General features: G+C 69.3%; 18 protein-coding genes. 9 read left to right on the top strand and 9 right to left on the bottom strand.

Going from position 1 to position 25,342, the window contains the following annotated elements; translation table 11 throughout:
* Positions 1 to 28: 28 nt before the first annotated feature.
* Entirely contained in the window at positions 29 to 775 is a 747-nt protein-coding gene (locus tag BRW65_RS18830) for an SDR family oxidoreductase (protein WP_139273172.1), read from the top strand.
* Here BRW65_RS18830 and BRW65_RS18835 read toward each other — a convergent pair.
* The gene (locus BRW65_RS18835) at positions 772 to 3,420 is read right to left on the bottom strand and encodes an FHA domain-containing protein (protein ID WP_208611879.1); all 2,649 of its coding nucleotides are present in this window, start codon (positions 3,418 to 3,420) and stop codon (positions 772 to 774) included. The two genes, BRW65_RS18830 and BRW65_RS18835, sit on opposite strands and share 4 nt — an antisense overlap.
* 291 nt (positions 3,421 to 3,711) lie before the next feature.
* Between BRW65_RS18835 and BRW65_RS18840 the strand changes: the two genes are divergently transcribed.
* From BRW65_RS18840 to BRW65_RS18850, 3 genes are all read left to right on the top strand, one after another.
* Entirely contained in the window at positions 3,712 to 5,706 is a 1,995-nt protein-coding gene (locus BRW65_RS18840; protein ID WP_073877227.1) for a serine/threonine-protein kinase, read from the top strand.
* 110 nt (positions 5,707 to 5,816) lie between these two features.
* Positions 5,817 to 7,976, top strand: a complete 2,160-nt coding sequence (gene uvrB, locus BRW65_RS18845; RefSeq protein WP_073877229.1) for an excinuclease ABC subunit UvrB — start codon at positions 5,817 to 5,819, stop codon at positions 7,974 to 7,976.
* Positions 7,977 to 8,033: 57 nt separating this feature from the next.
* Positions 8,034 to 9,440, top strand: a complete 1,407-nt coding sequence (locus tag BRW65_RS18850; RefSeq protein WP_073877231.1) for an MFS transporter — start codon at positions 8,034 to 8,036, stop codon at positions 9,438 to 9,440.
* A gap of 12 nt (positions 9,441 to 9,452) precedes the next feature.
* Here the strand turns inward: BRW65_RS18850 and BRW65_RS18855 are convergent, their stop codons facing one another.
* On the bottom strand, positions 9,453 to 10,172 hold the full coding sequence (locus BRW65_RS18855) for an MgtC/SapB family protein (RefSeq protein ID WP_073877233.1): 720 nt from the start codon (positions 10,170 to 10,172) through the stop codon (positions 9,453 to 9,455).
* Between the two features lie 52 nt (positions 10,173 to 10,224).
* On the bottom strand, positions 10,225 to 11,790 hold the full coding sequence (locus BRW65_RS18860) for a glycosyltransferase family 39 protein (protein WP_139273173.1): 1,566 nt from the start codon (positions 11,788 to 11,790) through the stop codon (positions 10,225 to 10,227).
* Between the two features lie 284 nt (positions 11,791 to 12,074).
* Here BRW65_RS18860 and BRW65_RS18870 point away from each other — a divergent pair, with 284 nt between their 5' ends.
* Positions 12,075 to 12,518: a universal stress protein gene (locus BRW65_RS18870; RefSeq protein WP_073877237.1), complete on the top strand. Its 444-nt coding sequence runs from the start codon at positions 12,075 to 12,077 to the stop codon at positions 12,516 to 12,518.
* A 33-nt stretch (positions 12,519 to 12,551) separates the two neighbouring features.
* Here BRW65_RS18870 and BRW65_RS18875 read toward each other — a convergent pair whose 3' ends face one another.
* Positions 12,552 to 13,238, bottom strand: coding sequence for an MBL fold metallo-hydrolase (locus tag BRW65_RS18875; RefSeq protein ID WP_073877239.1), 687 nt, complete (start codon positions 13,236 to 13,238; stop codon positions 12,552 to 12,554).
* 111 nt (positions 13,239 to 13,349) lie between these two features.
* Here BRW65_RS18875 and uvrA point away from each other — a divergent pair, with 111 nt between their 5' ends.
* Positions 13,350 to 16,253 carry an excinuclease ABC subunit UvrA gene (gene uvrA / locus BRW65_RS18880; RefSeq protein ID WP_073877241.1) on the top strand — a complete coding sequence of 968 codons (2,904 nt, stop codon included), beginning with the start codon at positions 13,350 to 13,352 and terminating at the stop codon, positions 16,251 to 16,253.
* Between the two features lie 7 nt (positions 16,254 to 16,260).
* On the opposite strand, the gene BRW65_RS18885 is transcribed toward uvrA, so the two are convergent.
* From BRW65_RS18885 to lysX, 5 genes are all read right to left on the bottom strand, one after another.
* Positions 16,261 to 17,997, bottom strand: coding sequence for a serine/threonine-protein kinase PknH/PknJ (locus BRW65_RS18885; RefSeq protein WP_073877243.1), 1,737 nt, complete (start codon positions 17,995 to 17,997; stop codon positions 16,261 to 16,263).
* Positions 17,998 to 18,028: 31 nt separating this feature from the next.
* Entirely contained in the window at positions 18,029 to 18,262 is a 234-nt protein-coding gene (locus tag BRW65_RS18890; protein ID WP_073877245.1) for a hypothetical protein, read from the bottom strand.
* A 5-nt stretch (positions 18,263 to 18,267) separates the two neighbouring features.
* Positions 18,268 to 18,711, bottom strand: coding sequence for a DUF6653 family protein (locus tag BRW65_RS18895; RefSeq protein ID WP_244168135.1), 444 nt, complete (start codon positions 18,709 to 18,711; stop codon positions 18,268 to 18,270).
* A 6-nt stretch (positions 18,712 to 18,717) separates the two neighbouring features.
* The gene (locus BRW65_RS18900) at positions 18,718 to 20,202 is read right to left on the bottom strand and encodes an alpha/beta hydrolase (protein ID WP_208611881.1); all 1,485 of its coding nucleotides are present in this window, start codon (positions 20,200 to 20,202) and stop codon (positions 18,718 to 18,720) included.
* 75 nt (positions 20,203 to 20,277) lie between these two features.
* Positions 20,278 to 23,628, bottom strand: coding sequence for a bifunctional lysylphosphatidylglycerol synthetase/lysine--tRNA ligase LysX (gene lysX, locus BRW65_RS18905; protein WP_432206438.1), 3,351 nt, complete (start codon positions 23,626 to 23,628; stop codon positions 20,278 to 20,280).
* A 413-nt stretch (positions 23,629 to 24,041) separates the two neighbouring features.
* Here lysX and infC point away from each other — a divergent pair, with 413 nt between their 5' ends.
* The 3 genes from infC (at position 24,042) to rplT (ending at position 25,339) form a co-directional block, all read left to right on the top strand.
* Positions 24,042 to 24,650 (top strand): translation initiation factor IF-3, encoded by a 609-nt coding sequence (gene infC / locus BRW65_RS18910; RefSeq protein ID WP_073877279.1) that lies wholly within the window; start codon positions 24,042 to 24,044, stop codon positions 24,648 to 24,650.
* Positions 24,651 to 24,680: 30 nt separating this feature from the next.
* Positions 24,681 to 24,875 carry a 50S ribosomal protein L35 gene (rpmI, locus tag BRW65_RS18915; RefSeq protein WP_073877249.1) on the top strand — a complete coding sequence of 65 codons (195 nt, stop codon included), beginning with the start codon at positions 24,681 to 24,683 and terminating at the stop codon, positions 24,873 to 24,875.
* Between the two features lie 68 nt (positions 24,876 to 24,943).
* Entirely contained in the window at positions 24,944 to 25,339 is a 396-nt protein-coding gene (rplT, locus tag BRW65_RS18920) for a 50S ribosomal protein L20 (protein ID WP_067281580.1), read from the top strand.
* Positions 25,340 to 25,342: the final 3 nt, after the last annotated feature.

Raw genomic sequence — 25,342 nt, forward strand, 5'->3', positions numbered from 1 at the left:
GCGGATGAATGCACCTACTCTAGTCACAGTGAGCGACCTCAGCGGAAAGACAGCCCTCGTCACCGGCGGCAACTCGGGCATCGGGTTGGCGGCCGCCCAGCGGCTGGCCGAGGCGGGCGCCCACGTCATCCTGACCGGTCGCAATCAGCAGACCATCGACGCCGCCGTGGCCTCGATCGGTGAACGCGCGACGGGCGTCCGCGCCGACGTGGCCAACCTTGACGACGTGGCGGCGGTCGCCGACGTTGTCGCGGGCCGCGGGAAAGGCCTCGACGTGCTCTTCGCCAACGCCGGCGGTGGCGAATTCGCGGCGCTGGGCGACATTTCGGTCGAACACTTCACGTCGACGTTCATGACCAATGTGGGCGGCACGTTGTTCACCGTCCAGGCCATGCTGCCGTTGCTCAACCGCGGCTCGTCGATCGTGCTGACCGGCTCGACCGCCGCCTACAACGGCACCCCCGCGTTCAGCGTGTATGCCGCGACCAAGGCGGCGATCCGATCGTTCGGGCGGACCTGGGCCGCCGAACTCGTGGGCCGCGGGATCCGGGTCAACACGATCGTTCCCGGACCGGTGGAGACGCCGGGACTGCTGGGGCTGGCGCCGGCCGGGCGGGAGCAGGAGCTGCGCGAAGGCGAGGCGGCCAAGGTCCCGATGGGTCGCCTGGGCAGGCCCGAGGAGGTCGCCGCGGCGGTGCTTTTCCTCGCGTCGGACGAGAGCAGCTTCATGACCGGCAGCGAGATGTTCGTCGACGGCGGCGCGGAACAGATCTAGCGGCGCAACCGGATCCGCCAGCGCACGAAGCCGGCGTAGAACAGCGACAACGCCGCCAGCATGCCCATGTCCAGCAGCCAGACCCCCGACGTGTGCTGCCAGAACCGGTCCTGGGACAGCAGCGAATCGGGCACCAGGTGGCGCAGATCCACCGTCGACGCCGCCGCGGCATAGCCCCAGCGCGCGGGCATCGCGAAGGAGAGCTGGTCCAGGCCCAGCCGGCCGGTCACGGGGACCATGCCGCCGCAGAGCACCAGCTGGGCCATCACCGTGACCACGAACAGCGGCATGATCTGCTCGCTGGAACGGACCAGCGACGAGATCGCCAGGCCGAGAATCGCCGAGGCGACACAGGTCGCCGCGACGGTGGCGAACAATTCGACGGTCGCCCCGACGGTCGAGTGGCCGAGCAGGACGCCGCCGCGCGTCGGCGCGCTCTTGCCGATCACCACGATCGCGGTGATGATGGCCGACTGCAGGATGGCAAATCCGCAGAACACCGCGGTTTTCGCGAGCAGGTAGGCCGTCGTCGACAGCCCGACCGCCTGCTCGCGCTGGAAGATCGTGCGTTCGCCGACCAGGTCGCGGATCGTCAGCGCGGTGCCCATGAACGCCGCGGCGGGCATCAGCAGGGCGAGGATCTGCGCCGCCTCGTCCGGCGTCCCGGCGTTCGGGCCGGGCAGGTGGAATCCGTTGCTGCCCGGGACGGTCAGCGACAGCGAACCCAGGATGAACGGCAACAGCGCCAGGAAGATGAAGTAGGCGCGGTCGGCGACGACCAGCCGGATCTGCCGGCGCGCGACCGTCGAGATCTGTCGCCGCACGCTGGTGTGCACCGGTTCGCCCAGGGCGCCCGGCTCGTCCGCCTGGTCCGGCACGAGTTTGTGCGGCCGCTTCTCGGCGTCGCGCTGCTCGAGGAAGCGCCGGTTGGCCTCCTCGGGATCGGCGCCCACCTTGGTGAAGATCTTCGCCCAGTTGGTGGTGCCCATCGCCGCGCCGATCCCCTCGGGCGGCCCGCAGTAGGCCGTCTTGCCGCCCGGGGCCACCAACAGCAGCTGGTCGCAGGTGTCGAGGTAGGACAGCATGTGTGTCACCACGATCACCACGCGACCGGCGTCGGCCAGCTGCCGCAGCATCATCATGACCTGGTGGTCGAGCGCCGGGTCCAGGCCGGACGTCGGCTCGTCGAGGATCAGCAGGGACGGGCCGGTGAGCAGCTCGAGCGCCACCGAAGCGCGCTTGCGTTGACCGCCGGACAGCTTGTCCACCCGGGTGTCGGCGTGTTTGGTCAGGTCGAGTTCTTCGAGGACCTGGGCGACGACCTTCGCCCGGTCGGATTTGCTGGTGTCGGGCGGCAGCCGCAGTTCGGCGGCGTAGCCGAGTGCCTCGTTGATGGTCAGCTGCCGATGCACCACGTCGTCCTGCGGGACCATCCCGATGCGGCTCCGCAACGACGCGTATTCGGCGTGAATGTCGTGCCCCTCGAACGTCACCGAGCCCGAGCTGGGAGTCGTGTAGCCGGCGATCAGCCGGGCCAGCGTGCTCTTCCCGGCGCCCGAGCCGCCGATCACGGCGGTCAGCGTTCCGGGCCGCGCGATCAGCGAGATGTCGTCCAGCAGTTGTTTGCCGTTGTCGACGACGTAGCGGACGTTGCGCACCTCCAACCCGCCCGTGCGGGTCTCGGCCTCGCTGCGTGTGGTCAGGGTGCCGTCGCGAAACACGAGGTCGACGTTGCCGATGGTGACCACGTCGTCGTCGGACAGGATCGCCGACCCGACCCGGGTGCCGTTGACGAAGGTCCCGTTGATGCTGTTGTCCCGGATCTCGGTGCCCAGCGGCGTCTGCACCAAGGCTGCGTGCTGCCGTGAGGCCAGCACGTCGGAGACCACGATGTCGTTCTCCGCGGCGCGTCCGATCGTCATGCTGCGGGTGCCCGCGGCCGCCGACGAGCGCGGCGAGAGCAACTTCACAAAGCGCGTCGCGAGGTTCGACACGTCGGCCGACTTCGCGTCGACCACGGTGAGTTCGGCCGGCGGTGTCGACCCCCGCGGCGGTGCCCCGGCGTGCACGTCGGTCCGCTCCTCGGGTGGTGTGCCGCGCAGCGGGCCGCCGGATGTCGGCACGGGCCGGTTCGGCGGCGGTGGTGGCGCCTGCCGGGGCGGCGGAATGGGCTGGCGGCTCGGGGAATTCGGTGTGCGGGCCGGCGGCCTGGGTGGCGCGGGTCGCGGCGGCCGGGTCGGATTCGTTTGCTCGGGCAGTGCGGACCAGGCCAGCGTCGGCGGTCCGGCCTCCGCCCCGGACCGGGTCCGCCCGGGGCGGTCGGTGTAGCCCTGCTGTGGCCCGACGGCGAAGGTCAGCCGCGGCCCGCGCGGATTCCCGACGTGAATGCTCTGACCGTCGTGGACGTCGATGACCGGCATCCGGTAGCCGTTCAGATAGGTCCCGTTCAGCGAGCCGTTGTCGATTGCCAGCCACCGGCCCTGGTCGAAACGCAGGATCAGGTGGGCGCGGGAGATGCGGGGATCGGGGATGCGCACGTCGGCCTGGGCGTCGCGGCCGACGACCACCTCGTGGCCGGCCGCGAAGGATCGTTGGGACCCGTCGTGCCGAATCGTCAGGATGGGCGGAGCGGGTCGGGTCACCACTCAAGTATCGGTGCGCGCGGTGAGTGGTCTCTATTGGGATCGCCTGTGATTTCCCTATGTTTCGATTCGGCCACTCATAGCCCCTTCATAGCTCGCTGAGAACAAGCCCCTACCGGGATCCGGCATGATCTGAACGGAAGGGGAGGCCTGTTTGCGTTGCGCGCCCGGCACGTCGTCGTGCCGGCTGGAGCGCCGAGGCGAAGCGAGGGTCGATGCACGTGCCCGAGGCAGTGCGCACCGGGTCAGGTTGCGGCAAGCCGGGGCTCAACCGATGAGGGGGCGAGGCGGTAGATGGACGAGGACAAGGGGGCTACCCGGCGCATCGGCGCCGGGCGGCGGCTGCTGAGTAACCCGCGCGAGGCCCGGGCGGCGCTGCGCGCGGGATTTCAGTCGTTGCCCGCGGTCACCATCGCCCATCTGTTCCGTCGCATCCCGCCGGTCAGCTCGACCCCGAACGCCGAGCCCGCCCCCGTGGAGGCCGACGGCGCCCGCCTGTCGATATCCAGCGGGGCGCCGTTCGCCGGCTACACGGTCCTGCGTCAGCTGGGCGCCGGGGGCATGGCCGAGGTGTACCTGGCCCTGCATCCGCGGTTGCCGCGCCGCGACGTCATCAAAGTCCTGGCCGAAGCGGTCACGGCCGATCCCGAGTTTCGCGAGCGGTTCAACCGCGAGGCCGATCTCGCCGCGACGTTATGGCATCCCCACATCGTCGGCGTCCACGACCGCGGCGAATTCAACGGTCACCTCTGGATTTCCATGGACTACGTCGAGGGCACCGACGCCTCTCGGCTGGTGAAGGAGCGCTACCCCGACGGCATGCCGGTCGGTGAGGTGTGCGCGATCGTCCAAGCTGTCGCGGGGGCCCTCGACTACGCCCACGACCGCGGGTTGCTGCACCGCGACGTGAAACCGGCGAACATCCTGCTCACCCATCCGGACGACGGCGAACGCCGAATCCTGTTGGCGGACTTCGGTGTCGCGCGTCATCTGGGCGACATCAGCGGGATCACCGAGACCAACGTCGCGGTGGGAACGGTGGCCTATGCCGCGCCGGAACAGTTGACGGGATCCAACATCGACGGGCGGGCCGACCAATATGCCTTGGCCGCAACGGCTTTCCATCTCCTGACCGGAACGCCGCCGTTTCAGCACTCGAATCCCATCGCGGTGATCAGCCAGCACCTGCACGAGGAGCCGCCCCGACTCAGCGACTACCGCCCGGAGCTGGCTCATCTCGACGAGGCGTTCCGCAAGGCGCTGGCGAAACAACCCCAGGACCGCTTCGAGCGGTGCCGCGCCTTCGCCGCCGCCGTGGGCGAACGGTGCGACACCGCCGCGGAAGCCGGCCCGCGCGCCCCGGCCCGCACCGCGTCGAGCCACCGGTTCTCGGGGCGGACCCGATGGGCGGTCGGGTTGGTGTGCGCAATGCTCATCGCGGTGGCCGCCACCTGGTCGGTCCTGTACTCCTTCGAACCGGACGCCCCGCCAGCCGCCCCGGCGCTCGCGTCGAAGCCGTCCGTCCCGGCGCCCACGAGGTCCGGGGGACCGACGCTCTCCGGCAGCTACCGGCTGGACTACGACCAGGGCAAGCGGACCACCAACGGCGTCGCGATCCGCCACGACGGGCCCGCCGCCGGCTGGTGGGCCTTCCGTTCCGTGTGCACCACGAACGGCTGCGCGGCCACCGGCGCCCAGTTGGACAACGCGACCCACCAGACGGCGAACGGCCCGACGGACACGCTGCGCTTCGTCGGCGGCTATTGGCAGGGCGCGCCGCAGCAGGAGCGGATGGATTGCACGCCCCCCAACGGCCAGGCCAACGCGACTCAGCAGGAGACGCTGGCGTGGTCGCTGGCCCCGCAGGCCGACGGCACCCTGCGCGGCACCGTGACCGAGACCGTGCTGAGCAACGAGTGCGGCGCGCAAGGCGCGGTGGTGCGGGTGCCGGTGGTGGCCACCCGGGTCGGCGACGTGCCCGCCGGGGTGAACCTGGGCGATCCCGCCCAGGCCGTTGCCACGTCGACCGCCGCGGCCGCCCCGGCGCCGCCCGTGCTCGGCTCGGCGTGCGGCGACGTCGGCAAGCTGGCCTACGACCCGACCAACAGCGAGCAGATCGTCTGCGAGGGCAACAGCTGGGCCAAGGCCCCGATCACGATGGGCGTGCACGCCTCGGGCAGCTCGTGCGACCGCCCGGGCACGTCGGTGTTCGCCATGACCACCTCCAACGACGGCTACCTGCTGCAGTGTGACCCCGTCACGCGGACGTGGACGCGCCCGGCGGGGTAGCGCCTTCGGCCGCGCGCGTGCGTGTCCGTACGCCGACCCGCTACACAGGGTGTCATTCTGCGCACGCTCGCGGAACAACACTTGTCGGTACACCGCTCTACCCTGGTGGCATGGCTTTCGCCACGGAACATCCCGTACTCGCACATTCGGAATACCGCGCGGTCGACGAGGTCGTGCGCGTCGGCGGCCACTTCGAGGTCGTCAGCCCGCACGCGCCCGCCGGCGACCAGCCGGCCGCCATCGACGAGCTGGAACGCCGCATCAAGGCGGGGGAGCGCGACGTGGTGCTGCTGGGCGCCACCGGCACCGGGAAGTCGGCCACCACCGCCTGGCTCATCGAGCGGCTACAGCGGCCCACGCTGGTCATGGCGCCGAACAAGACGCTGGCCGCCCAGCTTGCCAACGAGCTACGAGAAATGTTGCCGCACAACGCCGTTGAGTACTTCGTGTCGTACTACGACTACTACCAGCCGGAGGCGTACATCGCCCAGACCGACACCTACATCGAGAAGGACAGCTCGATCAACGACGACGTGGAGCGACTGCGGCACTCCGCGACGTCGTCGCTGCTCTCCCGGCGCGACGTGGTCGTGGTGGCGTCGGTGTCGTGCATCTACGGCCTCGGCACGCCGCAGTCCTACCTGGACCGCTCCGTGGAACTCACCGTGGGCACCGAGGTGCCCCGCGACGCCCTGCTGCGGCTGCTGGTCGACGTGCAGTACACCCGCAACGACCTGTCCTTCACCCGCGGCTCGTTCCGGGTGCGCGGCGACACCGTCGAGATCATCCCGTCCTACGAGGAGCTGGCGGTGCGCATCGAGTTCTTCGGCGACGAGGTGGAGGCGCTGTACTACCTGCACCCGCTGACCGGTGACGTCATCCGCCAGGTCGACTCGCTGCGGATCTTCCCGGCCACCCACTACGTCGCCGGCCCGGAGCGGATGGCCCACGCGATCTCGACGATCGAAGAGGAGCTGGCGGCGCGGCTGGCCGAGCTGGAGGGCCAGGGCAAGCTGCTGGAGGCGCAGCGGCTGCGGATGCGCACCAACTACGACATCGAGATGATGCGCCAGGTCGGCTTCTGCTCGGGCATCGAGAACTACTCGCGCCACATCGACGGCCGCGGCCCGGGCTCGCCGCCCGCGACCCTGCTCGACTACTTCCCGGAGGACTTCCTGCTCGTCATCGACGAGTCGCACGTCACCGTGCCGCAGATCGGCGGCATGTACGAGGGTGACATGTCCCGCAAACGCAACCTGGTCGAGTACGGGTTCCGGCTGCCGTCGGCGTGCGACAACCGCCCGCTGACCTGGGAGGAGTTCGCCGACCGGATCGGGCAGACGGTGTACCTGTCGGCCACCCCGGGCCCCTACGAGCTCAGCCAGGCGGGCGGGGAGTTCGTCGAGCAGGTGATCCGGCCGACCGGCCTGGTGGACCCGAAGGTGGTGGTCAAGCCCACCAAGGGCCAGATCGACGACCTGATCGGCGAGATCCGCAAGCGCACCGACGCCGACGAGCGGGTCCTGGTCACCACGCTGACCAAGAAGATGGCCGAGGACCTCACCGATTACCTGCTCGAGATGGGCATCCGGGTCCGCTACCTGCACTCCGAGGTCGACACGCTGCGCCGGGTGGAACTGCTGCGCCAGCTGCGGCTGGGCGAGTACGACGTGCTGGTGGGCATCAACCTGCTCCGCGAGGGCCTGGACCTCCCCGAGGTCTCGCTGGTGGCGATCCTGGACGCCGACAAGGAGGGCTTCCTGCGGTCCTCACGCAGCCTGATCCAGACCATCGGCCGCGCCGCCCGCAACGTCTCGGGCGAAGTGCACATGTACGCGGACTCGATGACCGACTCGATGAAAGAGGCGATCGACGAGACCGAGCGGCGGCGGGCCAAGCAGATCGCCTACAACGAGGCCCACGGCATCGACCCACAGCCGCTGCGCAAGAAGATCGCCGACATCCTCGACCAGGTCTACCGCGAGGCCGACGACACAGAAACGGTGGGAGTCGGCGGCTCGGGCCGCAACTCCTCCCGGGGCCGGCGCGCCCAGGGCGAACCGGGCCGCGCCGTCAGCGCCGGAGTCTTCGAGGGCCGCGACACGACCAGCATGCCGCGCGCCGAATTGGCCGACCTGATCAAGGACCTCACCGAGCAGATGATGGCCGCCGCGCGGGACCTGCAGTTCGAGCTGGCCGCGCGCTTCCGCGACGAGATCGCCGACCTGAAGAAGGAGCTGCGGGGGATGGACGCCGCCGGCCTGAAATGAGTTTGCTGGCAGCGCATCTGCGATTTTCACCGTCGAGACACCCCATACGGTAGAAGGGTGACCGACACCGCGACCGTGACTGGCGGCTGGCGCCAGCTGCTGGGCGCCAGGTATCTGCGGACCTCCATCCTGCTGGCCGGCGGGGTGGGTCTGTATGCCACCAACGAGTTCCTGACCACCAGCTTGTTGCCGAACACCATCGCCGAAATCGGCGGCAGCCGGCTCTACGCCTGGGTCACGACCCTGTACCTCGTCGGGTCGGTGGTGGCGGCCGCGATGGTCAATCCGATGCTGCTGCGCGTCGGGGCGCGCTCGTGCTACCTGACCGGTCTGGCGGTCTTCGGCGTCTCCAGCCTGGTTTGCGCGGCGGCGCCGAACATGGAGGTTCTGATAGCTGGGCGCGCCCTGCAGGGCGTCGCCGGGGGCCTGCTCGCCGGCCTGGGCTACGCGCTGATCAATACCGCTCTTCCGCGCCTGCTGTGGACGCGCGGTTCGGCGCTGGTGTCGGCGATGTGGGGCGTGGCGACGGTGGTCGGCCCGACGACGGGCGGCCTGTTCGCCCAGCTGGGTCTGTGGCGATGGGCGTTCGTGACGATGGCGCTGCTGACCGCCCTGATGGCGATGCTGGTGCCCGTCGCGCTGGCCCGCGTCGAACGCACGCCCGTCCTGGCGCCGATGAAGGTGCCGCTGCGGTCGCTGCTGCTGATCGGCGCGGCCGCGCTGGCCGTCAGCGTCGCGCAGATTCCGAGCAACACGCTGGCGACCTTCGCTTTGCTCGCCGTCGGCGTCGCCCTGGTGGGACTGTTCGTGCTCGTCGACTGGCGAACGCACGCGGCGATCTTGCCGCCCAGCGTCTTCGGCCCCGGGCCGTTGAAGTGGATCTATCTGACCATGGGCGCGTTGATGGGCGCCGCGATGGTGAACACCTACGTGCCGCTGTTCGGCCAGCGGCTGGCGCACCTGACCCCGATAGCGGCCGGATTCCTGGGGGCGGCGCTGGCGCTGGGCTGGACGGTCAGCGAGATCGTCAGCGCATCCCTGGAAAGCCCCCGCACGATCGCGCGGGTCATCGTGGCGGCCCCGATCGTGGCCGCTTCCGGCCTGGCCCTGGCCGCGGTCGCCCGCCGCGCGGACACATCTGCGTGGACGGCCGCGCTGTGGGCGGTGGCGCTGCTGGTGGCGGGCACCGGGATCGGGATGGCCTGGCCGCATCTGTCGGCGCGCGCGATGTCGTCGGTCGACGACCCCACCGAGGGCGGTGCCGCCTCGGCGGCGATCAACACCGTCCAGCTGATCTCCGCGGCCATCGCGGCGGGTCTGGCCGGGGTGGTGGTCAACACCGCCAAGGGCGGCGACGGGATGGCCGCGCACTGGCTGTTCACGGTGTTCACCGCGCTCTGCGCGGCCGGGGTCGCGGTGTCCTACGGCGCGATCCGCGCGCGCCGGGCGCAGCCGGTCGGCTGACCCGCGACGGCCTCAGTCCGGGTCGTCGTCGGCCTGGAAGACCGCCACCACCCCGTCGACGTCGCCCAGCACCTGTCGCGCGCTCGCGATCCTGCTGCCGGACAGCGTCATCGCCACCCGCACCTCGCCGTCGTCGATGTCGTGCGCGTCCGCGTCGAGCTCGGTGAGCTGCCAGTTTTGCTGCCCGCAGATCCGCAGTACCTCCCGCAGCATGCCGCGGCCGTTCTCGTAGATGATCTGCACCCGGACGGTGCCGCGCAGCTGGGCCGTCAGGCGCCCCTCGACGGCCTTGAAGAGCAGCGCGCTGACGAAGTGCAGGGCCACGACGGCGCTGGCGAGCAGCAGCAGGCCGGCGCCCACCGCCATGCCGACCCCGGCCGATTCCCAAACCGCGGCCGCCGTCGTGAGCCCGTGCACGGCGCCGCGCCGGGTGATGATGATGCCGGCGCCCAAAAACCCTATGCCGGAAACGATTTGGGCCGCGACGCGGGACGGGTCCAGCACGACCGTGCCGGGCGCCAACACATCGCCGAAGCCGTACTTACTGACCAGCATGATCAACGCCGACGACGTCCCGACGATCGTCTGCGTCCGCAGCCCGGCGCTCTTGCCCTGGATCGTCCGTTCGAGGCCGATGAGCGCGGTCAACCCGAACGCGGCGAACAGCTCGACCAGGTGTCGGATTCCCTGCACGTTGCCGCCCAGCAGCGAGGCGGCCAGCCAGCTCTGCATACCCCATCAACTACCCGATTAATGCCGGTTCACGCCGCCGGCAAAGCGCCATTCAGCGCGTGGACTTCACCACCTGCGAGTAATGGAACTGCCAGCGTTCGACAATGCGGAACCCGAGGTAACCGGGGAATCGATAGGCCGGGGCTCGGCCGAACGCCGGCCCGGGTGGCAATGATTCCCCGGATTGGTGGTCGGGCAGCGACGTTTCTTTATTGGTAATGGTCCAGATCGCGGGGCATTTGTTGATTTTGGCCGTGGTCAGCCACACGGCAACGTGGCCGTCCCACAATGACCCGACCTTGGGCCCGTAGGCCCCCCGTTCGACGTCGATCAGGGACCTGAAAGCCGCCGGCCGGGTGGCCAGCAGGGCGCGGATCGGCCCGGGCCGCCACGGCACGGTGTTGTCCACCAACAGGCAGTCGCCCGGGGCCGCGTGCGAGCTGATCAAGTCGGCGACCTGGCTGTAGTCCCAGCCTTCCTTGGCGTACGGCCAGCGCTGGACGAACAGGTAGTTGGGCACCGCGGCCACGGCACAGGCCAGCACCACACCGGCGATGGCCCACGGTGTGCGGGCGAGCGTCACGATGCACACCGCCAGCACGACGGCCATCGCGGGCGCGGTGAAGATCAGGTAGCGCGGGTAATAGATCGGTTCGCTGAGGGCCGAATAGATGACCACCAGCGCGGTGGGAATGACCAGCCACCCCGAGCAGGCGATCAACAGGCGGCGCAGGTCGCCGGCCGGGGGGCGGACCCCCGCCAGCCGGGCCACGATCGCCGCGACGATGAGGACTGCCGACAGGATGGCGAACGGGACGCTGTGGTCGAAATACTGGCGCAGGACGATGTCGAACGCGTAATGCCAGCTGACCGGGTAAATCCAGTTGACCTGCCAAACCTGGTTGTGGGCGAACAACATGAACGGCGTCATGGCCGCGACCGCGGCCACCGAGCTGATCGCCCACCGAATGACCGCGGATTTGCGCGCTTTCTTCGGCGCCAACAGCGGCACCATTACCGCATAAACCGGCACCAACAGCACCATGTTCAGATTCAGCAGAATCGACAGCATTAACGCCAGCGCATAGCAAATCCACAATCGTGGTCTGTTGCGCCCCACGGCGGCGACGAGCAATACGGTGAGCCAGGCCGCCGCGGCGGCCACGAAAGCGTAGGGTCGCGCCTCCATGCCCGCCCAGGTGGTGCGCGGCAGAATGGCGAAAACGACGCCCGCGCACACCGCGACCGGCCGGGTCGAGAACCGTCTGGTGAACACCGTGACGCCCGCGGCGGCGGCGCCGACCGCCAGGGCGCTGGGCGCCCGCGACCAGAACTCGGTCGGCGGAAAAACGGCGAACCAGCCGTGCATCAGCAGGTAATACAGGCCGTGCACGGCGTCGATGTGGCTCAGCAGCCGCCACAGCTCGGCCAGCGTGCGGCTCGCCGCGGCCGATATGGTCGCCCCCTCGTCGAACCACAGGGAGGGCCGGCAGGCCCAGGCGCCGCTGACGACGGCCGCGAAGGCGGCGACGGCCCACGGGTCGACGAATCGGCCGGGCGGGCGCGCGGGCGCGGGCTCCTCGACTTCATCCGCGACGCGCTGCTCGACGATGGACATGATGCTTGTCACTGTAAAGCTGAATCGGGGGGAGGGGTCACAAAACGGCTCCGCCTATTCGGCCCCGGCGTGCACATTCCACGAAAAGCGGCGTTATGCAACGCTTTCCGCCCCGGGCCAGAGCATTTGATTGTTTTGTCATCGGCGATATTGTGTGTTGGCGAAGCGCGGCGGGGCAAATTGTCGACACGCCGAGCCACGGGGTGTCGCTAATCTCTTCCCTGCGCAACGGGCAAACGCGATAGTGTCTTGGGTTGGCTGACCAACCGAATCAGGGAGGGTAAATGGGCGCCTATCGGACTGTGGTGGTGGGAACCGACGGCTCGGACTCGTCAATGCGTGCGGTAGACAAGGCGGCGCAGATCGCGGGCTCGGACGCCAAGCTGATCGTCGCGTCGGCATACCTGCCCCAGCACGAGGACACCCGGGCCGCCGACGCACTGCGCGACGAGAGCTACAAGGTGTCCGGCACCGCGCCGATTTACGCGATCCTGCAGGACGCCAAGGAGCGTGCGCACAAGGCGGGCGCCAAGAACGTCGAGGAGCGCCCGATCGAGGGCGCCCCGGTCGACGCGCTGGTCAAGCTCGCCGAGGACGAGAAGGCCGACCTGCTGGTCGTCGGAAACGTCGGCCTGAGCACGATCGCAGGCCGGTTGCTGGGATCGGTGCCGGCCAACGTCTCACGGCGGGCCAAGGTCGACGTGCTGATCGTGCACACCACGTCCTAGCGCGATCGCCACGGGGCTTGGTGGCGACCCGCCTCACCAGCCCCGCGCCCGCCATTCGGCCAGGTGCGGCCGCTCGGCGCCGAGCACCGTGTCGTCGCCGTGGCCGGGGTAGATGACGGTGGAATCGACGTAGACGTCGAACACCCGGGTGGTGACGTCGTCGAGTAGCTGGGTGAAATCTCCCGGCTGCCAGGTCTTGCCGACGCCACCCGGGAACAGGCAGTCGCCGGTGAAGAGCTGGGTGACCCCGCCCGTCGCGGGCCCGTCGAGGGCGAGCGCGACCGAGCCGGGCGTGTGGCCGCGCAGGTGGATGACCGTGAACTGCAGCTCGCCGATCTGAACGGTGTCGCCGTCGGCCAGCAAACGGTCCGGTTTGACCGGTAGTGGCTCGGCGTCGATCTCGTGGGCGGCGGTCGGCGCGCCGGTAGCCGCGGCCACGGCCTCCAGCGCCTGCCAGTGGTCGAAGTGCTGATGGCTGGTCACGATCAGCGACACCTTGGGCGCGTTCCGCCGGATCAGGTCGATCAGGACGTCCGCGTCGTTGGCGGCGTCGATCAACAACGTTTCGCCGGTGGCGGAACAAGTCACCAAATAGGCGTTGTTGTCCATGGGGCCCACCGACGCCTTTAGGATCGTGGCGCCGGGTAGGGTCCGGCGGGCCGCGGTACCAGGGTCGACGTGTCCGGTGTAGTTGTCGCTTACCTTGTCAGGGGCAGTCATAGCGGCCACGTTACTGGTCAGACGTTGCTTGTCGGTATGGGCACATAGCATGGAATGCGCCGTGCGCATCGACGGCTACCGCACGTCAAAGATTCACTGAGAGAGGGCAGCGTGGCTGACCGCCTGATCGTCAAGGGCGCCCGCGAACACAACCTGCGGGGCGTCGACCTCGACCTACCGCGTGACGCGTTGATCGTCTTCACCGGGCTGTCGGGGTCGGGCAAGTCGTCGCTGGCGTTCGACACGATTTTCGCGGAGGGCCAGCGCCGGTACGTGGAGTCGCTGTCGGCGTATGCCCGCCAGTTCCTGGGGCAGATGGACAAGCCGGACGTCGACTTCATCGAGGGCCTGTCCCCGGCGGTGTCGATCGACCAGAAGTCCACCAACCGCAACCCCCGGTCGACGGTCGGGACGATCACCGAGGTCTACGACTACCTGCGGCTGCTCTACGCCCGCGCCGGCACGCCGCACTGCCCGGTCTGCGGCGAGCGGATCGCCCGGCAGACGCCCCAGCAAATCGTCGACCAGGTGCTGGTGATGCCGGAGGGCACCCGGTTCCTGGTGCTCGCCCCGGTGGTGCGCACCCGCAAGGGCGAGTTCGCGGACCTGTTCGAGAAGCTCAACGCGCAGGGCTACAGCCGGGTGCGGGTCGACGGCGTGGTGCATTCGCTGACGGATCCGCCGAAGCTGAAGAAGCAGGAGAAGCACGACATCGAGGTGGTGGTCGACCGCCTCACCGTCAAGGCCAGCGCCAAGCAGCGGCTCACCGATTCGGTGGAGACCGCGCTGAACCTGGCCGACGGGATCGTGGTGCTCGAATTTGTCGACCACGAGCACGACGCACACAACCGCGAACAGCGGTTCTCCGAGAAGCTGGCCTGCCCCAACGGGCACGCGCTCGCGGTCGACGACCTGGAGCCCCGGTCGTTCTCGTTCAACTCGCCGTACGGCGCCTGCCCCGAGTGCACCGGCCTGGGCATCCGCAAGGAGGTCGACCCCGACCTGGTGGTTCCCGACCCCGAGCGCACGCTGGCCGAGGGCGCGGTGGCGCCGTGGTCGACGGGCCACACCGCGGAGTACTTCACCCGGATGATGGCCGGCCTCGGCGAGGAGCTGGGCTTCGACGTCGACACACCCTGGCGCAAGCTGCCGGCCAAGGCGCGCAAGGCGATTCTCGAGGGCTCCGACCACCAGGTGCACGTGCGCTACCGCAACCGGTACGGCCGAACCCGTTCCTACTACGCCGATTTCGAGGGCGTGCTGGCGTTCCTGCAGCGCAAGATGGCGCAGACCGAATCCGAGCAGATGAAGGAGCGCTACGAGGGCTTCATGCGGGACGTGCCCTGCCCGGAGTGCGAGGGCACCCGGCTCAAGCCGGAGATCCTGGCGGTGACGCTGTCCGCGGGTGGTCGCGGTAAAAAGTCCATCGCCGAGGTGTCCGAGCTGTCGATCTCGGACTGCTCGGACTTCCTGAACGCGCTCACCCTGGGGCCCCGCGAGCAGGCGATCGCCGGGCAGGTGCTCAAGGAGATCCAGTCCCGGCTGGGCTTTCTGCTCGACGTCGGCCTGGACTACCTGTCGCTGTCGCGCGCCGCGGCCACGCTGTCCGGCGGTGAGGCGCAACGCATCCGGCTGGCCACGCAGATCGGGTCCGGCCTCGTGGGGGTGCTCTACGTGCTCGACGAGCCGTCGATCGGGCTGCACCAGCGCGACAATCGTCGGCTCATCGAAACCCTCACGCGGCTAAGGGATTTGGGCAACACGCTGATCGTCGTCGAACACGACGAGGACACCATCGCCCACGCCGACTGGATCGTCGACATCGGCCCCCGGGCCGGTGAGCACGGCGGCCAGATCGTGCACAGCGGGACCTACGCCGAGCTGCTGGCCAACAAGGACTCGATCACCGGCGCCTTCCTATCGGGCAACGAAGCCATCGAGATGCCGGCGATCCGGCGCCCCGTAGACCGCAAGCGTCAGCTCACCGTCGTCGGCGCGCGCGAGCACAACCTGCGCGGCATCGACGTCTCGTTCCCGCTCGGGGTGCTCACCTCGGTGACCGGGGTGTCCGGGTCCGGCAAGTCGACGCTGGTCAACGACATCCTGGCCACCGTGCTGGCCAACCGGCTCAACGGCGCCCGGCTGGTGCCGGGTCGGCACACCCGGGTGACGGGCCTGGACCACCTGGACAAGCTGGTGCGGGTCGACCAGTCGCCGATCGGTCGCACACCGCGGTCCAACCCGGCCACCTACACCGGCGTGTTCGACAAGATCCGCACGCTGTTCGCGGCCACCACCGAGGCCAAAGTCCGTGGCTACCAACCGGGCCGGTTCTCGTTCAACGTGAAGGGCGGCCGCTGCGAGGCGTGCACGGGCGACGGCACCATCAAGATCGAGATGAACTTCCTGCCGGACGTGTACGTGCCATGCGAGGTCTGCCACGGCGCGCGCTACAACCGGGAAACCCTGGAAGTGCACTACAAGGGCAAGACCATCTCCGAGGTGCTGGACATGTCGATCGAGGAGGCGGCGGAGTTCTTCGAGCCGATCACCGGCATCCACCGCTACCTGCGCACGCTGGTCGACGTCGGCCTGGGCTACGTCCGGCTGGGCCAGCCCGCCCCGACGCTGTCCGGCGGTGAGGCGCAGCGCGTCAAGCTGGCCGCCGAGCTGCAGAAGCGCTCGACGGGGCGGACCATCTACATCCTCGACGAGCCCACCACCGGGCTGCATTTCGACGACATCCGCAAGCTGCTCACCGTGATCAACGGGCTGGTGGACAAGGGCAACACCGTCATCGTCATCGAGCACAACCTCGACGTCATCAAGACGTCGGACTGGATCGTCGACATGGGGCCCGAGGGTGGCGCCGAGGGCGGAACCGTGGTGGCCGAGGGCACCCCGGAGGACATCGCCGCCGTGCCCGAAAGCTACACCGGCAAATTCCTCGCCGAGGTGATCGGCCGCGCCGCTCCGCCGCAACGGTCGAAGCGGCGACGCAAAGTCACCGCCTGACCGCCCCTCAGCCCGGGATCTTGGTCGCCATCTGGTTGGCGATCAGCCTGGCCTGGTTGATCGTTCCGGGCCCGCAGACGTTGACGTCGAGGACCACATTCGACACCGCCTCGAGCACGTGCTGGCACACCACCGGGCTGCTGGCCAACGTGTGCTGCAGCGCGATGTTGGGCGGATTGCCGCTGATCTGCCCGAAGGTCCATTCGAGTGGAGCCTTGCTGCTGGGCTGGGTCACGGTCTTCCCCCCGCAGTCGCGCCATTGGGGCCACTGGTCGTTGACGAATCCCCGGGCCTGGTCGGCGGACGCGAAGATCACCGCGCCCTGGACCACGGCGTAGGCCGGGTCGCTTTGCGGCTTCTTCATCAGCTGGGCGAGCATCGCCGTGTAGCCGCTGCTCTTGTACGTCCGGGTTTGGAAACCGATCAGCGCTCCCAGGCACTTGTCGTCCGACAGCGTGTTGCCGGGGCCGGGGTCCGTCATCTCCGTCACGTTGTGGTCGACGATGATGCCGGTGGTACCGACGAGGGTGTTGATCTGGTCGATCGGAAGCAGGAGCGAATTCAGTTGGGCCGGAGTCACTGTGGGGGCGGTGCTGGTCGTCACCGTGGTCGTGGTCGACGGCGCGGCGGTTGCGCTGGTGGTGGGGCTCTCGGGCTGTGCGGACCCGGACTTGTCGACCGCCACCCACACCCCGGTGCCGGCGATGACCGCGACGACGAGCGCGAGGGCCCCGATGACCAGCCCCAGCCTGCGCCGGGGCGGTGCGGGCGGCGGCGCCCACGGCGGCGGAGTAGCGAACCACGCCGGGTGCGGCGGTGCGGGCTGGGACGGGAATTGCTCCGGGCCCGGCGGCGGCGCGAAATGCTGGCTGTGCTGGATCAGCTCGGTCGCTTCGCGTTGGTCCGGCGTGCTCAGCGCGTGCAGGGCGGCCTTCGCCAGGTCGCCCGCGGTGAGGTAGCGGTCGCCTGGCTCCTTGGCCATCCCGCGGGCGACGACCTCGTCGAACGCCGCCGGGACGGCGGGGTTGCGCCGGCTGGGGCGCGGCGCCGGCTCCACCAGGTGGGCGGCCATCAGGCTGCTGAGGCTGGTGGTCTGGAAAGGCCTTGTGCCCGTGAGGCATTCGAAAAGGAGACAGGCGAGGGCGTAAATGTCGACGCGGTAGGTGGGGTCGTCGTTGCCGAAGCGCTCGGGCGCCATGTAGTTCCAGCTGCCGATGGCGGCGCCGGTTTTGGTCACGCGCTCGTCGGTGGCCGCCGCGGCGATCCCGAAGTCGACCAGATAGGCGAAGTCGCCCTCGGCGAGCAGGATGTTCTCGGGTTTGATGTCGCGATGGATGACCCCGGCGCGGTGCGCGGCATCAAGGGCGGCGGCGACCTGTTCGACGATCGCGACCGCGCGCGGTGGCGGTAGCGGCCCGGAGCGGCTCAGCACCGTCCCGACGTCGCGCCCCTCGATGAGGCGCATGTCGATGAACACTTGGCCGTCAACCTCGCCGAAATCGTGAATCGGCACGATGTGCGGTTCCTGCAGCCGGCCCGCGGTCCTGGCCTCGCGTTGCATGCGCTGCCGAAACGAGTCATCCGAGCTCACCTGCTCGGACATCAGCTTGAGCGCCACCACGCGGTCCTTGACGGTGTCGTAGGCCTCGTAGACCTCGCCCATCCCGCCGCGACCCAGTAGTCGCCGCAGTTGGTAGGGCCCGAACCGGCTGCCAATCCGCGAGCTGGGCTGCGCTTCACTCATCGACGTCCCCCCGGGCGCTCAGCCGACTTCCCTAGCCCTCGTCCGCGCGCATCGACTCGCGGATCTGGGCCAACCGCTCGGCGGCGGCGCGCTCGCGCTCGTCGTATTGCTCGGCGACGGAACGGCCCTCGGGGGACTCGGCGTCCAGTTCCGCGCCGCCCAAGGATGTCGCGTACCGACCTTCGATCTTCTCGCGCACGGACTCGAAGGTGGGCACACCGGCGCTGTCGTACCCGGGATCAGGCGGGGTGGGTTCGTCGGGCATGGTCGTTACGCTACTAAAAGCCCGGCCCGGTCCCGCCGCTCGCGCTCCCAATACCGCACCATTTGCTGCCAGTACACCAGCGTCAACGCCATCTGCACCGCAATGGCGATCGCCGCCGGCCGCGGTTGGCGGCGCCAGGCGGCGACCACCGCGCCCAGCGCGGCCACCGACGTCAGCGCGCTGACCGCCATGGCCCCATCGCGCGGGCGCCGGCTGATCCACAGCTCCTCGCCGAGCATGGCGCGCGTCGACCACGCCCGCTGGTGAGCCGGCGCGCCGAACACGAACGGGTTCACGGCCAGCCACAGCGCAATCCACGCCGCGTGGCTGAAGCGCCGCGTCCATGGCGCCACCAGGATCAGCGGCGTGCTCGCCCAGCGGGTCCAGGCGCTCCACGGATTGCAGTGCCGCGCAAAGATCGCACGCCGAACCCGCGCAATGGAAGGCACCCGCGGCTACCGCGTGGCCGGGTTGGAACGGTCGGCCGGGACGACGACCGGAGTGGCGGGCGCGGGCGGGGTGGCGCCGGGCAACGGGGTCCGCGGAATCCCCGGAGTGCCCAGCCGGCCTGCCAGCCACGGCAGCGCGGCCGCGAAGACCCGGTCGGCGAACGGCCAGTCGTGCCTGCCGGGCTGCGCCACAACCGCGCAGTCGATGCCGTTGGCGCGCCCGAGCGCGCACAGCGAATAGGCGGCCGCGGTCTGGTTGCCGGGATCGGCCGCGGCCTCCCGACCGGCGAGCCGAATCGCGCCGCTGTCGGTCATCAGCGGGTCGTGCCGCCCAGCGGGCGGACCCGCGGAGGAGATCGCAAACCAGCCGGCCACGTCGCTGTACGGCCCGTGCCGGCTGATCACCGTCGTCGGGTCGAACGCGGCCCACGCGTCGGCGTTTCCGCCGAAGAGCCGGGCGATGGTTTGTGCCTTGTTTCCGGCGTTAGGGAAGAAGTCGCCGGCCACGTCGACGAACGCGCTGAACATGTCGGGGTGCATCACGGTCAGGTCCACCGCGCAGGTCCCGCCCATCGACCACCCGGCGATGCCCCAGTTGGACCGGTCCCGGCTGACGCCGAATTTCGAAACCATGTATGGCACAACGTCTTTGGCCAGGTGGTCGGCGGCGTTACCGCGGACGCCGTTGACGCATTCGGTGTCGTTGTTGAAGGCCCCGCCGGAGTCGACGAACACCAGCACCGGAGCCTTTCCGTCGTGGGCGGCCGCGAAGTCGTCGATCGTCTTGACCGCGTTGCCCGCTCTGGTCCAGTCCGCGGGGGTGTTGAACTGGCCCCCGATCATCATGACCGTCGGCAGCGCTGGCGGCGGGCTGCTGGTGAACCATGCGGGCGGCAGGTAAACCAGCTCACCGCGGTGCTTGAAATGCGATGCGTCGGAGGGGATCACCACCGGGATCACGCTGCCGTGCGGCGGCCGCGCCCGCTTGGCGGCCATGGCGGTGACGGTGGCCGGGTCGGTCTGGTCGGGCAGCGGGCCGGAGGTGAGCTGGTTCCACGCGGCCTGCACGGTGGGGAAGTAGCCGACCCACAGGTTGAGCACCAGGGCCGCGCACAGGGCGCACAGCGGGATGGCGATCAGCCCGGCGCCGCGCCGCCAGCCGCGCGCGCTGCGCCAGCCGAGGATCAGCACCGCCACCGCCGTGCCGGTCAGCGCGATCCAGAGCCACAGCGCGACCGGCGCGGGCTCGTCGGACAGGCCGCGGTCCACGATGTACCAGTGCGTCAGGTAGGCGGCGGCAGCGCCGCCCAAGGCAGCCGCCGGCAGCCAGACCGTCCGCCACCGGCGCGATCGCCAGCCCACGGCCATCGTCAGCACCGCGGCGGTCACCACCTGGGTTGTGATGGGCACCCAGCCGTGCATCAGGGACGTGTGACTACTTGCCAGCAACTGCGTCGTGGCGTTGGTCGTGGACGCGGTCACGGCATTCATTGTGATCGATTGTTAACCGGCCTGGAACATATTCACCGAATGTTCGCCGTCGGCCGCCCGCGCTCGCGGGGCGGCTCAGTGCGGCTTGGCCAGCGGAAACGGCAGCGTCTCGCGGATGCTGCGGCCCGTTATGAGCATGACGAGCCGATCGATGCCCATGCCGAGCCCGCCGGTGGGCGGCATCGCGTACTCCATGGCTTGCAGGAAGTCCTCGTCGAGCTCCATCGCCTCGGGGTCGCCGCCGGCGGCCAGCAGCGACTGTTCCTGCAGGCGGCGCCGCTGCTCCACCGGATCGGTGAGCTCGCTGTAGGCGGTCCCCAGCTCGACCCCCCACGCCACCAGGTCCCACCGTTCGGCGACGCCGTGCCGGCTGCGATGCGGCCGGGTCAACGGCGAGACGGAGGTCGGGAAGTCGATGTAGAAGGTGGGTCCCTCGGTGCGGTCCTCGACCAGGTGCTCGTAGAGCTCGAGCACCACGGCGCCGGCGTCCCAGTGCGCGCGATACGGGATGTGGGCGGCGTCGGAAAGTTTGCGCAGCACGGGCAGGGGTGTGTCGGGATCGATGTGCTCCCCGAGCGCCTCGGACACCGCGTCGTGCACCGTCTTGACCGGCCAGTTCCCGGAGATGTCGACCGGGTGCAGCCCGCCGTCACAGCGGGGCCGCAGCACGGTCTGCTCCCCGTGGGCCGCCTGCGCGGCGTTCTGGATGAGCTCGCGGCAGCCGTCGATCCAGACGGTGTAGTCGGCGTGCGCCTGGTAGGCCTCCAGCAGGGTGAACTCCGGGTTGTGGCTGAAGTCGACGCCCTCGTTGCGGAAGGCCCGGCCCAGCTCGAACACCCGCTCCACGCCGCCGACGCACAACCGCTTCAGGTACAGCTCCGGCGCGATGCGCAGGAACAGGTCCATGTCGTAGGTGTTGATGTGGGTGACGAACGGCCGGGCGGTCGCACCGCCGTGGATCTGCTGCAGGATCGGCGTCTCGACCTCGACGAAACCCTTGGCGAACAACGTTTCCCGCACGGAGCGCAGGACGCCGCTGCGGGCCGTGATCAGCTCGCGGGATTCGGGGTTGACCGCCAGGTCGACGTAGCGGGTCCGCACCCGCGCCTCCGGGTCGGTCAGCCCGTTCCACTTGTTCGGCAGCGGCCGCAGGCACTTCCCGATCATCCGCCAGTCGCGCACGATCAGGGAGCGGGTTCCGTTCTTGGAGAAGCCCATGTGACCGGTCATCTCGACCAGGTCGCCGAGATCGATGGCCGCGGTGAAATCCGCCGTGCGGCCCTGCTCCAGGCGCGAATTGTCCAGCAGGACTTGCAATTCGCCCGACCAGTCCCGCAGCTGGGCGAACAGCACGCCGCCGTAGTCGCGAATCCGCAAGATCCGGCCCGACACCGAGACGGCCTCCTGGTCGTCGGCGTCCAGCGCCCGGGAAACGGTGTGGCTGGGCGGGGAGCCGACCGGATAGGCGTCAATGCCCTTGCGTCGCAGGACTTTCAGCTTGGCCAGCCGAACCCGGACCTGCTCGGGCAGGCGGGCTCTTGACTCTTCGAGTTCCGCGTCGTCGCGTCGCTGCTGCAGCTCGCTCACGTCGGGCGCCGAGCCGTCGTGATGCAACAGGCCCGACTCCGCCAGCCGGGCGGGCACCGCGGGGTGATGGCCGGTGTGCACCCTGTCGCGCCGGGTAAACGGCAACACCAGGAAGCCCTCCGCGATCACCGAGGCGACGCCCACCCGGGGGATCAGCCGCGCGTCCTCGTAGCAGGCGTAGCGCGGAACCCAGTCGGGTTGGTACTTCATGTTCGAGCGATACAGCGTCTCCAGCTGCCACCACCGCGAGAAGAACAGCAGCAACCCCCGCCACAACCGGGCGACCGGGCCGGCGCCGAGTTGGGCGCCTTGCTCGAACGCCGAGCGGAACATTGCGAAGTTCAGCGAAATCCGGCTGATACCAAGGGTTTCGGCGGTCAGGGCGAGCTCGCTGACCATCAGCTCGATGGTGCCGTTGGGCGATTGCGGGGAACGGCGCATCAGGTCCAGGGAGACACCCGTGGTTCCCCACGGGACCAGTGACAGCATCGCCACGACGGCGCCGTCCCGGTCCAGGGCCTCGACCAGGAGGCAATCCCCGTCGGCCGGATCGCCGAGCCGGCCCAGCGCCATGGAGAAGCCGCGCTCGGTCTGGGTGTCACGCCAGGCGTCGGCGCGGGTGATGGTCTGGGCCATCTCCTCGGCCGAGATGTCCCGGTGCCGCCGGATGCGCACGGTCAGCCCGGCCCGGCGGGCCCGCGTCACGGCCTGGCGCACCCCGCGCATGTCGGGGCCCGACAGCCGGAAGTCGGCGGTCCGCAGAATCGCCTCGTCGCCCAACTCGAGCGCGTTCAGCCCGGCCTCCCGGTACACCCGGGCCCCCTGCGTGCTGGCGCCCATGACGCCCGGCGCCCAGCCGTAGGCCTGGCACAGCCCCAGCCAGGCGTCGATGGCCTGCGGCCAGGCCCGGGGTTCGCCGATCGGGTCGCCGCTGGCCAGGCACACGCCGACCTCGACGCGGTAGGTGATGGCGGCGCGGCCGCTGGGCGCGAATACCACCGACTTGTCGCGGCGGGTCGCGAAGTAGCCCAGCGAGTCGTTCTTGCCGTACAGCTCGAGGAGCCCGCGGATGGCCGACTCGTCCTCACCCGTCAGCGCGTTGTCGGCCCGCTGGGACTGGAACAGCACGATGGTCGCCATGATCAGCGCCAGCGCGCCGAACAGTCCGAAGATGGCGTTGAGGAACACGTGCGGCTTGCCGGTGAACAGGTCCGGGTCGGCCAGGGCGAAGCCGACCACCCGGTTGGCGACGTAGGGCAGGCGGTCTTGGCGCGCCAGCGTTCCGGGCCACAACTCGACCAGGCCCCAGGACACCAGGATCCCGATCACGTCCCCGGCGACGAGCACCGCGGCGGCCTTGACCAGCGCGCCCTTTCTGACCTTGGCCCAGAACTCTCGGTAGGCCAGCACCAGCAGGACGATCGCGACGATGTGCACCGCGAACCCGAGGTTCTCCCCGAAGGTTTCGGCGGGAGTGTTGTCGCCCGCGGCGATGTCGGCGGCGTTCAGCGCGGCGGCGAGGATCATCTGGCCGAGCAGCACCAGCCAGGCGATCCGTTTCCGCGCGGTCAGGGCCGCCGCCAGCAGCGCCAGCACGAACGACCACGCGATGCTGGTGTCGGGGAAGTTGAACAGGTAGTCGTTGATGAACTCGCGCGGGACTTTGATCACCCACCGGAGCGCCGGGGACACGCTGGCCAGCAACGACACGGTGGCGATGACGCCCACGATCCACCCGGCCGCCGCCGGCACCCAGCGATACCGGGACTGCGACCGACCGCGGGGCCCCGAACGGCGCCCCGAACGAGATGAAGCGAGTGTCACAGACCGCGAGGATATGCCCTCAATCCGTGAAAAGCTTGGCGAAGCGCTAAGAGTGGCCGGCAATAGTTAGTCCGGGTGCCGAAGGCCGCCGGACGGGGGTCGGGGGCGAAGTGCGGAAAGCCGCCCCGTGGCTGCTAAACTGGCGATCGCGACCATCCCGGCGAAGGCCAGGAAACAGTAAGTGGAGTCCCACTCCCACCGCGAGCCACGAGATTTCTTCAAGGCTTGGCGGTCCGGTCACAGGCATCGCGCATGTCTGTTCCGCGAGCGACGCGGGCGGCTTGCCCATCGGCAAGCCTCGATCGGTCGGCATTGGGCCCTGCTATTGCAGGGCTTTTCTGCTGGTGGTGTGGTGTTTCCGCCGCTGGATCCGGACCAGGCCTGGCCGTGGATCGCAGGACACCTATAAGCCCAACAAGGGAGGCCCCATCAGCACTGAGACCCGCGTCAACGAGCGCATCCGCGTACCTGAAGTCAGATTGATCGGCCCCGGGGGAGAGCAGGTAGGCATAGTGCGCATCGAAGACGCACTGCGCGTCGCTGCGGACGCCGATCTCGACCTCGTCGAAGTCGCCCCCAACGCCAGGCCCCCGGTCTGCAAGATCATGGACTACGGCAAGTTCAAATACGAGGCGGCGCAAAAGGCGCGCGAATCCCGCCGGAACCAGCAGCAGACCGTCGTCAAAGAGCAGAAGCTCCGACCCAAGATCGACGATCACGATTACGAGACCAAAAAGGGTCACGTGATCCGCTTTCTGGAGGCGGGTTCGAAGGTGAAGGTCACCATCATGTTCCGCGGACGTGAGCAGTCGCGGCCTGAACTGGGCTACCGCTTGCTGCAGCGGCTGGGCGCGGACGTCGCCGAATACGGCTTCGTCGAGACCTCCGCCAAGCAGGACGGCCGCAACATGACGATGGTGCTGGCCCCGCACCGCGGCGCGAAAACCCGCGCCAGGGCGCGGCACCCCGAAGTACCCGGGGAAGGCGCGGCATCGGACGCCGATGCGGGCGCCGACACCAACCCTTCACCCAACTGACCCGGCACGAAACGAAGAATCAGAGGAAAAATGCCCAAGGCCAAGACCCACAGCGGGGCTTCGAAGCGGTTCCGGCGCACCGGAACCGGCAAGATCCTGCGCGAGAAAGCGAACCGCCGGCACCTGTTCGAGCACAAGCCGTCCACCCGTACTCGTCGTCTGGAAGGCCGCACCACCGTGTCGGCCAACGACACCAAGCGGGTCAACAAGCTGCTGAACGGCTGACCGTCAACTAGCCGAGCGCCGGCGCCGCTGCCGGCACCCGACCATTTACTTAGAGAGTAGGAACACCCATGGCACGCGTGAAGCGGGCGGTCAACGCCCAAAAGAAGAGGCGCAGCATTCTCAAGGCCTCGAAGGGCTATCGCGGCCAGCGCTCGCGGCTCTACCGCAAAGCCAAAGAGCAGCAACTGCATTCGCTGAACTACGCCTACCGCGACCGCCGCGCGCGCAAGGGCGAGTTCCGGAAACTGTGGATCTCGAGGATCAATGCGGCGGCGCGCGCCAACGACATCACCTACAACCGGCTGATCCAGGGTCTGAAGGCCGCCGGTGTGGAAGTGGACCGCAAGAACCTCGCCGACATCGCGATCACCGACCCCGCGGCGTTCACCGCGCTGGTCGACGTCGCCCGGGCTGCGCTGCCCGAGGACGTCAACGCCCCGTCGGATTCCGGAGAGGCCGCCTAGCCC

Origin of the sequence: Mycobacterium paraffinicum, from assembly GCF_001907675.1 — a bacterium.
GTDB lineage: Bacteria > Actinomycetota > Actinomycetes > Mycobacteriales > Mycobacteriaceae > Mycobacterium > Mycobacterium paraffinicum_A.